This is a genomic window from Actinacidiphila rubida, from assembly GCF_900110255.1.
Classification (GTDB): domain Bacteria; phylum Actinomycetota; class Actinomycetes; order Streptomycetales; family Streptomycetaceae; genus Actinacidiphila; species Actinacidiphila rubida.
On the sequence record NZ_FODD01000056.1, the window covers coordinates 1 to 14,120 of the forward strand.

12 protein-coding genes are annotated in these 14,120 nt (G+C 74.1%); 7 read left to right on the forward strand and 5 right to left on the reverse strand.

Going from position 1 to position 14,120, the window contains the following annotated elements:
* Window positions 1-135: 135 nt before the first annotated feature.
* Entirely contained in the window at window positions 136-2,106 is a 1,971-nt protein-coding gene (locus BMW99_RS42985; protein WP_079138278.1) for a SpoIIE family protein phosphatase, read from the reverse strand.
* Between the two features lie 119 nt (window positions 2,107-2,225).
* Between BMW99_RS42985 and BMW99_RS34955 the strand changes: the two genes are divergently transcribed.
* From BMW99_RS34955 to BMW99_RS34980, 6 genes are all read left to right on the forward strand, one after another.
* A complete protein-coding gene (locus BMW99_RS34955) occupies window positions 2,226-3,320 on the forward strand; it encodes an alpha/beta hydrolase (protein WP_079138277.1) in 1,095 nt (364 codons plus the stop codon).
* Window positions 3,321-3,554: 234 nt separating this feature from the next.
* Window positions 3,555-5,324, forward strand: coding sequence for an FG-GAP repeat domain-containing protein (locus tag BMW99_RS34960; RefSeq protein WP_069462743.1), 1,770 nt, complete (start codon window positions 3,555-3,557; stop codon window positions 5,322-5,324).
* A gap of 81 nt (window positions 5,325-5,405) precedes the next feature.
* Complete coding sequence (locus BMW99_RS34965) at window positions 5,406-6,146, forward strand: DUF72 domain-containing protein (protein ID WP_069462742.1); 741 nt, start codon at window positions 5,406-5,408, stop codon at window positions 6,144-6,146.
* Between the two features lie 87 nt (window positions 6,147-6,233).
* Entirely contained in the window at window positions 6,234-6,581 is a 348-nt protein-coding gene (locus tag BMW99_RS34970; protein ID WP_069462741.1) for an MmcQ/YjbR family DNA-binding protein, read from the forward strand.
* Window positions 6,582-6,793: 212 nt separating this feature from the next.
* The gene (locus BMW99_RS34975) at window positions 6,794-8,605 is read left to right on the forward strand and encodes a discoidin domain-containing protein (protein WP_079138276.1); all 1,812 of its coding nucleotides are present in this window, start codon (window positions 6,794-6,796) and stop codon (window positions 8,603-8,605) included.
* A gap of 269 nt (window positions 8,606-8,874) precedes the next feature.
* Window positions 8,875-10,113, forward strand: a complete 1,239-nt coding sequence (locus BMW99_RS34980; protein WP_075018196.1) for a S8 family peptidase — start codon at window positions 8,875-8,877, stop codon at window positions 10,111-10,113.
* 97 nt (window positions 10,114-10,210) lie between these two features.
* On the opposite strand, the gene BMW99_RS34985 is transcribed toward BMW99_RS34980, so the two are convergent.
* Both BMW99_RS34985 and BMW99_RS34990 read right to left on the reverse strand, forming a co-directional pair.
* On the reverse strand, window positions 10,211-10,849 hold the full coding sequence (locus BMW99_RS34985; RefSeq protein ID WP_079138803.1) for a TetR/AcrR family transcriptional regulator: 639 nt from the start codon (window positions 10,847-10,849) through the stop codon (window positions 10,211-10,213).
* The gene (locus BMW99_RS34990; protein ID WP_069465879.1) at window positions 10,846-11,232 is read right to left on the reverse strand and encodes a VOC family protein; all 387 of its coding nucleotides are present in this window, start codon (window positions 11,230-11,232) and stop codon (window positions 10,846-10,848) included. The genes BMW99_RS34985 and BMW99_RS34990 overlap by 4 nt, the downstream gene beginning before the upstream one ends.
* Before the next feature lie 150 nt (window positions 11,233-11,382).
* Between BMW99_RS34990 and BMW99_RS34995 the strand changes: the two genes are divergently transcribed.
* On the forward strand, window positions 11,383-12,000 hold the full coding sequence (locus tag BMW99_RS34995) for a class I SAM-dependent methyltransferase (protein WP_069465880.1): 618 nt from the start codon (window positions 11,383-11,385) through the stop codon (window positions 11,998-12,000).
* A gap of 12 nt (window positions 12,001-12,012) precedes the next feature.
* Here the strand turns inward: BMW99_RS34995 and BMW99_RS35000 are convergent, their stop codons facing one another.
* Together BMW99_RS35000 and BMW99_RS42990 are read right to left on the reverse strand one after the other, a co-directional pair.
* On the reverse strand, window positions 12,013-12,804 hold the full coding sequence (locus BMW99_RS35000; protein WP_069465881.1) for an isocitrate lyase/PEP mutase family protein: 792 nt from the start codon (window positions 12,802-12,804) through the stop codon (window positions 12,013-12,015).
* A complete protein-coding gene (locus BMW99_RS42990; protein WP_322900219.1) occupies window positions 12,801-14,075 on the reverse strand; it encodes a hypothetical protein in 1,275 nt (424 codons plus the stop codon). Before BMW99_RS42990 ends, BMW99_RS35000 begins: the two co-directional genes overlap by 4 nt.
* Window positions 14,076-14,120 lie beyond the last annotated feature (45 nt).

The window sequence follows — 14,120 nt, forward strand, 5'->3', positions numbered from 1 at the left end:
GGGGCTGGGCGGACCCCGAAAGGGGCGCGGGGAACTGCGCGAACAGCCACGACGAGACCCGCAGACGGCAGCGCGCAGCGCGGGGCAGGACGGAAGCCGAACCCCAAAAGCCCCGGTGGCACCCCGCCGGCCGGCCTAACCCCGGTGGCACCCCGCCGGCAACCGCTGCTCGACCCAGATGATCTTGCCCTCGGGCGTGTACCGCGTACCCCAGCGCTCGCCGACGTGGGCGACGAGGAAGAGCCCGCGCCCACCCTCGTCGGTGGTGGCCGCGTACCGCAGGTGCGGCGCGGTGCTGCTCGCGTCGGCGACCTCGCAGATGAGGGTGCGGTCCAGCAGCAGGCGCACCCGGATCGGCCCGGCGGCATGCCGAATCGCGTTGGTGACCAGCTCACTGAGCATCAGCTCGGTGCCGAACTCCAGCTCCGCCAGGCCCCAGCGGGCGAGCTGCTCGCTGGCGCGGGTGCGGACCGCGGAGACCGCCGCGGGGTCCGCGGGGACGTCCCAGCAGGCGATGTGGTCGTCGGGCAGCGCCCGGGTGCGGGCGACGAGGAGGGCCACGTCGTCCTGCGGCACCGCGGGGAGCAGCGCGCCGACGACCGCGTCGCACATCTCGTCGGGGGTGCGGCCGGGCCCGGCCGCGAGGGCGGCCCGCAGGAGGTCGAGCCCGGCGTCGATGTCGCGGGTGCGGTCCTCGACGAGGCCGTCGGTGTAGAGGACGATGCGGCTGCCTTCGGGCAGGTGGTGCGCGACGGACTCGAAGGGCAGGCCGCCGAGGCCGAGCGGCGGCCCGGCGGGGAGGTCGAGGAACGCGGTGGTGCCGTCGGGCAGGACCAGTGCGGGCGGCAGGTGCCCGGCCCGGGCCATCTCGCAGGTGCCCGAGACCGGGTCGTAGATCGCGTAGAGGCAGGTCGCCCCGGCGATGGTGGCGCCGCCGTCGGCGTCGGCCTCGTCCTTGTCGATGCGGGCGACGAGGTCGTCGAGGTGGGCGAGCAGGTCGTCCGGCGGCAGGTCGAGCATGGAGAAGTTGTGGACGGCGGTGCGCAGCCGTCCCATCGTCGCGGCGGCGTGCAGGCCGTGGCCGACGATGTCGCCGACGACGAGGGCGACGCGGGCGCCGGAGAGCGGGATGACGTCGAACCAGTCGCCGCCGACGCCGGCCTGCGCCGGCAGGTAGCGGTAGCCGACGTCGAGCGCGTCCTGCTCGGGCAGCCCGTGCGGCAGCAGGCTGTGCTGGAGGTTGACCGCCATCCGCTGGTTGCCGGTGACGGCGGAGTCGATCTGCTCCTGGGTGGTGTACCGGGTGTCGAAGAAGCCGGTGTTGCGGCCGACCCGCAGCACCGCCACGCGGTCGGCGACCGCCCGCACCTCCTCCATCTCGTGGCTGACGAAGATCACCGCCGCGCCGTCGTCGCGCAGCCGGCGTATCAGGTCCAGCACCTGGTCGGCCTGGCTCGGCCCGAGCGCGGCGGTGGGCTCGTCGAGCACGACGAGATCGGGCCGCCCGATGAGGGCGCGCACGATGGCCACGCCCTGGCGCTGGGCGCCGGACAGCGAGGCGACGGGCACCCGGAGGCTGGGGACGTGCACCGACAGCGACTCCAGCATGGCGCGGGCGCGCTTCTCCATGCCGACCTCGTCGAGCATGCCGAACCTGCGCAGCTCGCGGTTGAGGTAGAGGTTGTCGACGGTGTCGAGGTTGTCGCACAGCGCCAGGTTCTGGTGCACGGTGGCGATGCCGAGGCGCTGGGCGTCCATGGGCCGGCGCGGGTCGGCGCCGCGGCCGCGCCAGACGACGCTGCCGTCGTCGGGCACGGTGACCCCGGAGATCACCTTGACCAGGGTCGACTTGCCGGCGCCGTTGCTGCCGACGAGGCCCACGACCTCGCCGGCGCGCACGTCGAGATCGACGTCACACAGCGCCTGCACGGCCCCGAACCGCTTGCTGACACCCCGCACGGTGAGCAGCGGAATCCCGTTCACGGCACCACCTCCGCCCCGGCCGGCAGGGTTCCGGGTACCGAGTGTGCCCGTCGGCGCGCCGCGGCGCAGCGGGATGAACGGAAAGGAGTGGCCTGCCACGACTGAACCATTCCTGCCGAACACCCATCTAACGGGTGGATGCGGAAGGACCCGCCCGGTGGGCCGCCCGTCCGAGGACCGCGGCGGATCCGCCGGCGGTCCCCCACCCCGCCGCCCGGCCGACCACGAAACCAGGGAGCGTCATGAGTCTCACCGGCACCGCACTCTTCGTGCTGAGCATCCTCCTGGTGCCGGTCGTGATGGTGCTGATGCTGCTGGCGTGGAACCGGCTGCCGGGTCCGTACGGCGTCCGGATCGCCGGCCGGCTGGGCATGGTGGTGGTCAGCCAGGCGGCGGCGGTGCTCGCGGTGCTGATCTGGGTGAACAACACCTACGGCCTGTACGAGTCGTGGAGCGACCTGATGGGCGACAACGGGCAGGTGCAGCTGAACGCGGCGGGCCCGGGGAACGCCGGCGTCCCGGCCGACCCGACCGCCGCCCGGCAGGCGGACTTCGTCCCGGGCAAGGACGGGGTGCTCACGGCGATGGTGACCGGGCCGCGCTCGCACATCACCGGCAACGTCCTGGTGTGGCTGCCGCCGCAGTACGGGCAGCCCGCGTACCGGCACGCCCGCTTCCCGGTGGTGGAACTGCTGCCCGGCTACCCCGGGAGCCCGGGGGCGTGGTTCGGCGCGATGGGCGCGGGCCGCGAAATGGCGTCGCTGATCGAACAGCGCAAGGTGGCGCCGATGATCCTGGTGGCGCCGAAGATGAACGTCCTCGGGCGGGTGGATCCGGGCTGCGCGGACCTGCCGCACGGCGCGCACACCTCGACGTGGCTGGGCGCGGACGTCCCGGACCTCGTCACGCACCGCTTCAGAGCGGAGCCGGGGCCGCACCACTGGGCGATCATGGGCTACTCCGCGGGCGCCTACTGCGCCGCCAACACCGCGCTGCACCACCCCAGGGCGTTCCACGCCGTGGTCAGCCTCTCCGGCTACAACGCGCCCGAAGCGGGCCTGGTGACCCGCGATCCGGCGCTGGCCCGCGCCAACAACCCGTACCTGGAACTGCACAACGCCAAGCGTCAGCCGGACATCGTGCTGCTCATGGCCGGCAGCTACCAGGACAGCGACACGGTGTTCGCGGCCCGCGCGCTGCTCAGCACACTCCACCACCCCGGCGAGAGCCGCCTGCTGACGATCCAGCGCGGCGGCCACAACACCCAGGTGTGGCGCTCGATGCTGCCCACCGCCCTGACCTGGATCTCCCAGCAGATCGCCCCCACCCGGGCCTGAACGGCCGCGGGCCGGTCCCGCGAGGACCGCCGCCGGTCCTTCCGGGCGGGCCGCCACGCCGTCCGACCTGCGCGAACCGGGGTGGTGCCGGCCGGCCTGGCGTCAGAGGGGATATGCCGCTGCGCGTCCGGCGAGGGCAGGTCTAGACTCACCTGGCCCGGGCAGAGCACTTTTGCTCCCCGGCCTCCTTCGCTGCGCCACTGCGCAGCAGCACTCACATCCCTGGGGGGGATTGTGTTCTCATCTTCTTCGGCGCGCCCTGCCGCGCGCCGCCGCGGCCGCCTGCTGGCGGCCTGCACCACCGGCGCGCTGGCCGCGACCGCGTTCGCGCTCGCCCCCGCCGGCATCGCCAGCGCCGACAGCGGCACCGCGCCGCACTCCGTCCAGCGCATCACCCCGCAGGTCACCCAGCACCCGACGCTGACCCTGCCGAAGTCCGCGAAGTCGGGCTACTCCACGGCGGCCGGCACGGCCGCGCAGACGCCGCGCTACGACTACGACGGCGACGGCGTCGGGGACATGCTGGTCCAGGACATCGGCGACCACTCGGTCGGCGTGCTGAGCAGCGCGAAGGCCCTGCAGGGCCAGCAGGGCTACACCGATCTCGGTAAGCCCGGCGTCTACTACAACTCGCTGCTCACGCCGGGCAACCTGACCGACAGCTACGCCGGCGACGAGGTCCTGGCACTCACCCAGTCCGGTCGCCTCAGCATGTTCTCCACCAGCGGCCTGGTCGGCGGCTCCACGCTGTGGAGCGGCGGCGGCTGGCAGGGCTACAACCAGGTCGTGGCCGTCGGCGACATCACCGGCGACGGCTTCGGTGACCTGCTGGCCCGCACGCCGTCCGGTGACCTGTACCTCTACAAGAGCACCGGCAACGTTTCCGCCCCGTTCTCCGGGCGGGTCAAGGTCGGCCACGGGTACGGCATCTACGACCAGCTGATCGGCGCCGGCGACCTCACCGGCACCGGCTACGAGACGCTGGTGGCCCGCGACCTCAACGGCGACCTGTGGATGTACAAGCTGGACGGCACGGCCGCCAGCCCGGTCGCCGCGCGGGTGAAGATCGGCCACGGCTGGGGCGTCTACAACCAGCTCGTCGGCTGGGGCGACGGCGCCCTGTACGGGTACCAGATCATGGGCCGGTCGCTCGACGGCACCCTGTGGGGATACCGGGCCGACGGCAGCGGGACGGGCACCCTCGCCCCGCGCATCGAGCTGGGCAACGGCTGGAACACCGCGGTCATCGCCAACCAGGGACACGAGCAGGTCTGGGGCCGGGGCGACCTGATGACCCAGACGTCCTCGGGCAACCTGTACTACTACTACGGCGACAACACCGGCGGCCTCAGCACCCGCCAGCAGTTCGGCCAGACCGGCGTCTGGCAGGGCGCCAACGTGCTCTACCCGATGCCCCTGACCGACGAGGGCTGGGACCCGCTGCTGCAGATCTACAACGGCCAGCTCTGGGACGACGACACCAACCCGTCCACCTACATCAGCTCCGGCTGGGGCGGCTACAACACCGTCTTCGGCCCCGGCGACCTGAACAACGACGGCCGCTCGGACCTGCTGGCCCGTGACGGCAGCGGCGTGCTGTGGCTGCTGACCGGCAAGGGCGACGGCACGTTCTACGGCCGCGGCAAGGTCGGCGCGGGCTGGGGCGGCTACAACCAGATCGTCGGCGCCGGCGACATCAACGGCGACGGCTTCTCCGACATCGTGGCCCGCGCGAGCAACGGCCACCTGTACCTGTACCAGGGCACGGGCTCCGGCCCGGCGCCGTTCAAGGCCCGCGTGGACATCGGCGCCGGCTGGAACACCTACAGCAAGCTCGCCGCGGTCGGCGACCTGGACGGTGACGGCCGCGCCGACATCGTCGCCGCGACCTCCGGCGGCCAGCTCTACCGCTACAGCGGCACGGGCAAGGCCGGCACCTCCACGTTCGCCAAGCGCGTGGAGATCGGCACCGCCGGCTGGAACACCTACAGCAAGCTGTTCTGATCCGACCCGGCCCCCTGGGCCGGCCGAGAACCGCACCACGTGCCCGGTACGCCTCACCGCGTACCGGGCACGTATCGCTTCATGCCCGTGCACATCGGAACCTCGGGGTGGCAGTACCGGGACTGGCGCGGCGTGCTCTACCCGCCGGAGCTGCCGCAGCGGCTGTGGCTGGAGGAGTACGCGGGCCGGTTCGCCACCGTCGAGAACAACAACGCCTTCTACCGGCTGCCCGAGGCGGAGACGTTCGCCGCGTGGCGGCGGCGCACGCCCGACGGGTTCGTGATGGCCGTCAAGGCCAGCCGCTACCTGACGCACATCAAGCGCCTGCGCGACCCCGAGGAGCCGGTGCACCGGCTGATGGAGCGGGCCGCGTCCCTCGGCGACCGGCTCGGCCCGGTCCTGCTGCAGCTGCCGCCGACCCTGCGCGCCGACCCGGACGCCCTGGACGCCTGTCTGCGCTGCTTCCCGCGCGCGGTGCGGGTGGCGGTCGAGCCGCGGCACCCGTCGTGGTGGGAGGCGGAGGGCGCGCTGCGGGCGGTGCTGGAGCGCCGCGGCAGCGCCCTGTGCTGGGCGGACCGCGGGTCGCGCCCGGTGGCGCCGCTGTGGACCACCGCGCCGTGGGGTTATCTGCGCTTCCACGGCGGCCGCGCCACCCCGTCCCCCCGGTACGGCCGCACCGCGCTGCACACCTGGGCGCGGCGGGTGCGCGAGGCGTGGCCGGGCGCGGCGGACGACGTGTACGCGTACTTCAACAACGACACGGGCGGCGCGGCCGTCGTGGACGCGGCGGCGTTCGCCCGCGCCACGGGTTCCGCGGGCTGAGACCCCGGCGTCCCGCCCGGGTGCCCGGCGGCCCGATGATGGAGCCACGCGCCGCGTCCCCGCGGCCCCGACCGGAGGCCCGCCGCCATGCTCGATGCCGAGGACGTCCGCCGCGTCGCCCTGTCGTTCCCCGCGACGGTGGAGAAGGAGCTGTGGAACCACCCCACGTTCCACGTCGCCGGCCGCATGTTCGTCACCGTGCCGGACGACGGCACGTCGTTCGCCGTCCGCTGTCCGCGGCACGAGCGGGCCGAGCTGATCGCCGCGGAGCCGGGCAAGTTCTGGGTGCCGCCCCACGAGGCGCACTCCTCCTGGGTGCGGGCCCGGCTCGCCGCCCTGGACGACGCCGGCGAGCTGTACGACATCCTGCTCGACTCGTGGCGGCAGGCCGCGCCCGCCGACCTGGCCGACTCCTTCCCGCCGCCGGCGCCCTGACCGGGGCGGCGCCGCCCCGATGCGGCGCGCACGCAAGTGGCCCCGGAAAAAGGGCAGTTGCGGGGCTCCGTAAACGTTGCCGGATCTCTTGACAGAGGTGCGGGGAGCGACGACTCTCCTGAGAGCGCTCTCACAGTTCCCTGACACCCCCGGCGGCCGCGCCCCGACCAGTCGCGGCCGCCACCCCCCACAACAGGTGAAGAGGAGTACGCATGTTCCTCAGAGACACGCGGTCGCGGGCACGGCGGCGCTGGTCCGCCGGGCGGACCGCGGTCGGGGCGGTGGCCCTGGCCGCCCTCGCCACGGTCGCCCTGGCCGGGGCGCCGTCCCAGGCCGCGCAACCCCCCACGGACAGCGCGGCCCAGGCGGCCAGGCCCGCGGCGGTCCAGCCGTCCACCGTGCCGGCCGCGCCGGCCGGGTTCACCACGACCTGGAGCGACGACTTCAACGGCACCGCCAACACCGGTCTGGACACCGGCGCCTGGCGGTACGACGCCGGGCCCGGCAGCAGCTTCGGCACCGGCGAGATCGAGACGACGACCACCAGCACCGCGAACGTCTACCACGACGGCAACGGCCACCTGGTGCTCAAGGCCCTGCACTCGGGCACCGACCCCAACTCCGGCTGGACCTCGGGCCGGGTGGAGACCCAGGCCGACGGGTTCGGCGCGGTGCCGGGCGGCGTCGTGCGGATGCAGGCGTCCATCCAGCAGCCGGACGTCACCACCGCCAACGGCGCCGGCTACTGGCCGGCGTTCTGGATGCTCGGCTCCCCGCTGCGGATCGGCGTCGGCTGGCCGGGCTCCGGCGAGGTGGACATCCTCGAGGACATCAACGGCCGCGGTTCGGTGTTCGGCACCCTCCACTGCGGGGTGGGTTCCGGCGGTCCGTGCAACGAGACCACCGGCATCGGCTCGGGTGAACGCGCCTGCTCCGGCTGCCAGACGGGCTACCACACCTACGCGGTGGAGATCGACCGCTCCACCTCGCCCGAGCAGATCCGCTACTACCTCGACGGCGCGAACTACTTCACCATCAACGCCAACCAGGTGGACGCGACCACCTGGGCCAACGCCGTCGACCACAGCTTCTTCATCATCTTCGACCTGGCCATGGGCGGCGGCTTCCCCGCGGCCTTCGGCGGCGGGCCCAACGCGAACACCGTCTCCGGCGGGCAGTTGAACGTCGACTACGTCGCGGTCTACAACAAGGCGGCGGGCAGCCTGGGCACCGACATCGCCCAGGGCAAGCCGACCACGGCATCGTCGGTGGAGAGCGCGTCGTTCCCGGCGTCCAACGCCACCGACGGCGACCTGACCACCCGATGGTCCAGCGCCTTCAGCGACCCGCAGTGGGTGCAGGTCGACCTCGGCCAGAGCTACAACCTCACGCACGCCACGCTCACCTGGGAGGCGGCCGCGGCATCGGCCTACCAGTTGCAGACGTCCAACGACGGCACCAACTGGACGACCGTGTACACCAATTCCAACAGTCCCCAGGACATCCAGGACACCGCGCTGAACGCCTCCGGGCGCTACGTACGGGTCTACGCCACCGGCAGAGCCTCCCAATGGGGCGACTCGCTCTACGAGTTGTCGCTGTACGGCACTCCGGGCTCCGGCGGCGGCACCGGCGGGTCCACCCTGCTGTCGCAGGGGAGGACGGCCACCGCCTCGTCCACCGAGAACGGCAGCTTCACCGCACCCAACGCGGTGGACGGCAACACCGGCACCCGCTGGTCGAGCGCCTTCTCCGACCCGCAGTGGCTGCAGGTCGACCTCGGCGCGACCCACACCATCAGCCAGGTGGCCCTCAACTGGGAGGCGGCGTACGCCACCGCCTACCAGATCCAGACGTCCAACGACGGCACCAACTGGACGACCATCTACTCGACCACCAGCGGCACCGGCGGCAACCAGACGCTCAACGTCTCCGGCTCCGGCCGGTACGTGCGGATGAACGGCACCGCACGGGCCACGCAGTACGGCTACTCGCTGTGGGAGTTCCAGGTCTACGGCAGCTGAGCCGCGACCCGGGCCGGCGCAGCTCCCCGGCTCGTCACCGGATCGTCCCCTGCCCGCTCCCCGCCCCGCGTCCGCGCCGTCCAGGCGTGCGGCGCGGGGCGCTCCCATGGGACGCCCTGACGCCGCCAATCGGCTGACCGATACGGCTTCTGACGGTGTGTCGTGATCATCGGAACGGATGATCGTCGGACTTTGGGACCGCTCTCACCCCGCGTGACGCGTTCACGCGGGCCGTCGCTGTCCCCTACGGAGTCCCACGGAGTCCACAGATGCGTATGCTCGCGCGCGGCCTCACGGCCGCGGTCACGCTGCTCGCCTCAGCCGCGGCCCTGCCCGCGGCCACGGCCCAGACCACGCACACCAGCGCCGCGGCCCAGCAGGTCCGCGCCACCCCGGCCCCGCTGCACCGGGCCGGCAACGCGGTGCCCCACCAGTACATCGTGACCCTGGACAACGGCCTGGACCCCTCGGCCTTCGCCAAGAAGTTCGGGGTCCTGCCGATGTTCCACTACACCAAGGTCTTCTCCGGCTTCGCCTCGACGTTCAGCGCCGCGCAGCTGGACACCGTGCGCCGCACGCCCGGCGTCGCCTCCGTCGAGGAGAACGCCACGGTGACCGCCGACGACCTGCACGGCACGACGGCCGACCGTGCGCACCGGCAGGACGGCCCCCGCGCCAGCCGCGCCGCCGCCGCGTCGTGGGGCCTGGACCGGATCGACCAGCGCACCCTGCCGCTCGACGACCGCTTCAGCACGATCGGCGAGGGCCAGGGCGCCACCGCCTACATCCTGGACACCGGGATCGACTACAGCCACAGCGAGTTCGGCGGCCGGGCGGTGCCCGGCTACGACGCGATCGGGGACGGCCGCAACGGCCAGGACTGCGAGGGTCACGGCACCCACGTGGCCGGCACGATCGGCGGCGCCACCTACGGCGTCGCGCGCCAGGCGACGCTGGTCAGCGTCCGCGTGCTGGACTGCCAGGGCGAGGGCACCCTCGCGGGCATCATCGCCGGCATGGACTGGGTGGCGCAGAACGCCCACCAGCGGGCCGTGGCCAACGCCTCCCTGGGCGGCGGCTACTCGCCCGCGCTCAACGACGCCGCCGACGCGCTGTCCGACAGCGGCGTGCTGCCCGTCGTGGCGGCGGGCAACGACGGCGCCGACGCCTGCAACGTCTCGCCCGCCAGCGCCCCCCGGGTGCTGACGCTCGGCGCGACCGACCGCACCGACCACGAGGCGAGCTACAGCAACTCCGGCTCGTGCGTGTCGATGTTCGCGCCCGGCACCTCGATCGTCTCGGCCAAGCTCGGCGGCGGCAGCACCACGCTGAGCGGCACGTCGATGGCGAGCCCGCACGCGGCCGGCACGGCCCTGCTCTACAAGGCCGAGCACCCGGACGCCGACGCCCTGGCCGTCGCGGACGCGCTGACCGCGAACGCCACCCAGAACGTGCTGACCGTCAACGGCGGTTCGCCGAACCTGATGCTCTACACGGGCGGGCTGTGACGGGTCCGACCCCCACGCACCACACTCCCGAGGACCTCTGAGGCCCCTTCCCCGGCCTCAGAGGTCCTCACCCGTGCGGGCGGGAGACGTCCCGTGCTCAGTGGCGGTGCCGGTGCCGGTCCTCACGCGGCTGACGGCCGATGTGGACCAGGTGGTCGAAGTCGACGGCCACGCCGCGCAGCAGCAGGTCGACCAGCCGCGCGGCAGCCGCCGCGTCGACCGGCGCGCCGCCGAACAGGGCGCGCTGGTAGACCACCGAGGCCAGCAGGTCGACGAACAGCTCGGGGTCCACCTCGGGGCGCAGGTCCCCGCGGCCGACCGCGCGCCGGACCGCGACGGCCGCCGCGCCCCGGCTGGGCTGCACCAGGGTCTCCACGAGCGCGCGGTGCAGCTCGGGGTCGGCGGCGCAGTCCGCGACCAGCGGCGCCAGCACGCCGGGCGGCAGCCGCTCGTCCAGCGTCTCGGCCAGCAGCCGCACGCTCTCATGCAGGTCGCAGCGGGTGCAGTCGTTGTCGGGTACGGGCGGGGTGACCACCACGGTGGCCAGCGCGTCGATCACCAGCCGCTGCCGTGCCGGCCAGCGGCGGCGGATCGCGGCCTTCGTGGTCCCGGCGCGGGCGGCGGCCTTCTCCAGGGCGAAGCCCGCGTAGCCGCCCTCGCGCAGCAGCCCGACCGTGGCGGCCAGCACCGCCGCGTCGATCGCGGGGTCGCGGGGCCGGCCCGCGGCGGTGCTCACGCCTCGACGTCCTGCGGGTACCACCGCAGCTCGACGGTGTTGCCGTCCGGGTCCGCGACGTAGACGGAGGTGGCCCAGCCGCGGGCGCCCCAGCGCCGGACCGGACCCTCCCGCACGGTGAACGCGCCCGAGTCCAGCACCTCCTGCCAGTCCAGCGGCTCGACGACCAGGCACAGATGGTCGACGTTGGACTCGCCGCGCGGGCCGTGCACCAGGTCGATGATCGTCCCCTCGGTGATCCGCACCGAGGGGAAGGGCGCGGAGCCGGCCCGCCACTCCTCGACGCGCTCGGGCTCCAGCCCGAGCTGTCCGCCGTAGAAGTCCAGGGCCCGCTCGACATCGGCCACGTTGAGCACCAGATGATCGAAAGCCGTCACACGCATGAGGTTCCCCCTGCCGTCGTCGCGGTCGTGCGGTCGTCCGGATCCCGGCGGGATTTCGATCCGACCCGGTTCGTATCGTAATACCGATCCCGCGAACGGCGCAACGGCGGCGGGGCCCCGGTGGGAGACTGGAAGGCATCGGAGGTCCTCATGGGTGTGTACACCGAGCAGGTCGTACCGCGGGTGATCAACGTGGCCTGCGGGCTGGGCGAGGCGGGACGGCTGCGCGAACGGGTGTGCGCGGGCCTGGCGGGTGAGGTCGTGGAGATCGGCTTCGGCTCGGGCCACAACGTCCCCTACTACCCGGCCGCCGTCACCGGCGTCGACGCCGTCGAACCCTCGGACGTCGGCTGGAAGCTGGCCGCCCGGCGGTTGGAGGGCGCGAGGGTCCCGGTCCGCCGCTCCGGGCTGGACGGGCAGCGGCTGCCGTTCCCCGACGGCGGCCACGACGCGGCGCTGTCCACCTGGACGCTGTGCACCATCCCCGACGCCGACGCGGCGCTGCGCGAACTGCGCCGCGTCCTCAAGCCCGGCGGCACCCTGCACTTCGTCGAGCACGGCCTGGCCCCCGACCCGTCGGTCCGCGGCTGGCAGTACCGCCTGGAGCCGCTGCAGAAGCGGCTGTTCGGCGGCTGCCACCTCACCCGGCCGGTCGCCGACATGCTCAGGGCCGCCGGCTTCACCCTCGCCGAAGTCGACATCTTCTACGAGAAGGGCGCGCCCAAGGCGCTCGGCGCGGACACGCTGGGCGTTGCCGTCTCGCCGTGACGGCCCGCGCCCTCAGGGGCCGCTGAGCTCCTGCACCTCGCCGTACCCCAGGACCGGCCCCCGCGGGACCCGGCCCTCGCGGACGTCCACCGCGGCCGCGACCGCCGCGCCCAGCGCCCGCCGGAACAGCAGCGAGCCGAGGCTGACCCGCGCCACGCCCAGAGCCGCCAGCCGCGCGACGGACGGGCCCGCGGGCGTGTAGAGGACGTTCAACGGCACGTCCAGGAAGCGGACGAGCCCCGCGATCGCCTCCGGATCGGTGAGCCCCGGCACGAACACCCCGTCGGCACCGGCCTGTTGATAGGCGGACAGGCGCGCCCGGGTCTCGTCGGGTCCCTCGGGGCGCAGCCAGTGCGTGTCGGTGCGGGCGTTCACGAACACCCCGGGCACCGCCGCCTTCACCGCGGCGACCTTCGCCGCATGGACGGCGATCGGCGTGAGGCCGCCGTCCGCCCGGCCGTCCTCCAGGTTCACCCCGACCGCGCCGGCCCGCGCCAACTCGGCCACGAACGCGGCGACTTCCTCCGGGTCGTCGCTGAACCCGCCCTCGGCGTCCACCGACAGCAGCCGGCCGCCCCCGCCGAGCCGTCGGGCCACCGCCAGCGTCTCCGCGCGCGCCGCGCCCGCGCCGTCCCGCAGCCCGGCCGCGGCCGCCACCCCCAGGCTCGTCGTCCCGACCGCCTCGAACCCCTCGGCGGCGAGCGCCGCCGCCGACGCGTGGTCCCAGGCGTTGGGCAGCAACAGCGGTACCCCTGGACGCCGGTGGAGCGCCGCGAACTCCGCGCAGGCGGCCGATCCGGTCATGCCGCACCTCCCGGCAGGCGGCCGACGGAGTCCGCGTAGTACGCCGAACCCTCCAGATGGAAGGCGAGTTGGCGGAACGACCAGCCGGGGCCGGGGGAGCGGTCCAGCTGCTCGCCGCTGAACGCGCCCAGGCGCTGCGACCACATCCGCGCCAGCCGGGTCAGCCGGCTGCGCGCCTCGTCGAGATCCTCCGCGGTGAACGGCGCGAGGTCGGCCGGGGTCGTCGTCGCCGAGGCGTGCCAGTGGTCGGGCTCCGGCTCCTCCCCCGCCAGGCGCGCCTCCAACTCCGCGAGATGGTCCAGCAGATGGTCCGCGACGCGGCGGACCGCCTTGTGCGGCGTGTACAGCCGGTCGCCGCTCGGCACCGGCTCCCCGTCCCAGGACGTCCACGTCCGCGCGGCGTCCAGGACGTGCGCGACCATGTCCGCGACGACCCGCGCCGGGTCGCGCCCGTCCGTCGCGGGCACGTCCTCCTCCTCGGGCCGCGACAGCAGGCCGGCCGCCAGGGCCAGGGCGTGCGCCGCACCCGGGCAGCGGCGCGGCTCCACCCCGAACGTGAGGGGCGGCCGTCCGGCCGGGTCCCGGTTCGCCGCGGCCACGTCCAGCAGCACGAGGTCGCCCGCCGCGACGGCCAGTTCACCGACGCGCGTGTCCCGCACCGCGAGCCGGCGCAGCGCCGTGACCGGCGGGTCGTCGCGCAGCGTCCGCGCCAGCAGCTCGTCGACGGTCACGCCCGGCGCGGCGTGGGCCGCCGCCCGGCGGGACCGTTCGGCCAGCGCGGCCGTGGCGTCGCAGGCCTGCACGAGCAGCGCGACGCGGTTCGCCGCGGACTCGTCGTCCGCGGCGTCCATCCGCGGCACGAGCCAGGCCACGGCGTCGTCGGCGGCCGCGGCCGCCCTCGCGCCGGCGCCGCCGAAGTAGGCCGCGGCGACGGTGGTGACGGCCGCGGCGATCGCGGCGGGCTCCTTCAGGCCCAGTGCCTGAGCCAGCACGCCCACGACGGCGAGGCGGTCGTCGCCCTCCCCGGCCCTCGCCCCGGCCGCGGCGGCGCTGCGGAGGGCGCTCGGCTCGACCCGGGCCAGATCCCGTTCCGCCATCGCGCGGCGGCGCAGGTGGGCCGGGTCGTCCGCCGCGCTGAACCGCGCGGCGCTGCCACGCAGCCACTCCGCCCCGTACGGCGCGCCCCCCTCCGCCGGCACCGGCACCAAGTGGGGGTCGCCGAGCGCCCCCACGACCTCCTCGTACCCCCGCACCACGTGTTCCCTCGCCATCCCCCCACCGTACGAGCGCCACCCTTCGGTCCCCCCCGAACATTC

Excerpts from the sequence above, each read along its gene's own strand:
- BMW99_RS34955 (WP_079138277.1), top strand. The coding sequence starts at position 2,226 with ATGAGTCTCACCGGCACCGCACTCTTCGTGCTGAGCATCCTCCTGGTG.
- BMW99_RS34965 (WP_069462742.1), top strand. The coding sequence starts at position 5,406 with ATGCCCGTGCACATCGGAACCTCGGGGTGGCAGTACCGGGACTGGCGC.
- BMW99_RS34970 (WP_069462741.1), top strand. The coding sequence starts at position 6,234 with ATGCTCGATGCCGAGGACGTCCGCCGCGTCGCCCTGTCGTTCCCCGCG.
- BMW99_RS34975 (WP_079138276.1), top strand. The coding sequence starts at position 6,794 with ATGTTCCTCAGAGACACGCGGTCGCGGGCACGGCGGCGCTGGTCCGCC.
- BMW99_RS34980 (WP_075018196.1), top strand. The coding sequence starts at position 8,875 with ATGCGTATGCTCGCGCGCGGCCTCACGGCCGCGGTCACGCTGCTCGCC.
- BMW99_RS34990 (WP_069465879.1), bottom strand. The coding sequence starts at position 11,232 with ATGCGTGTGACGGCTTTCGATCATCTGGTGCTCAACGTGGCCGATGTC.
- BMW99_RS34995 (WP_069465880.1), top strand. The coding sequence starts at position 11,383 with ATGGGTGTGTACACCGAGCAGGTCGTACCGCGGGTGATCAACGTGGCC.
- BMW99_RS35000 (WP_069465881.1), bottom strand. The coding sequence starts at position 12,804 with ATGACCGGATCGGCCGCCTGCGCGGAGTTCGCGGCGCTCCACCGGCGT.
- BMW99_RS42990 (WP_322900219.1), bottom strand. The coding sequence starts at position 14,075 with ATGGCGAGGGAACACGTGGTGCGGGGGTACGAGGAGGTCGTGGGGGCG.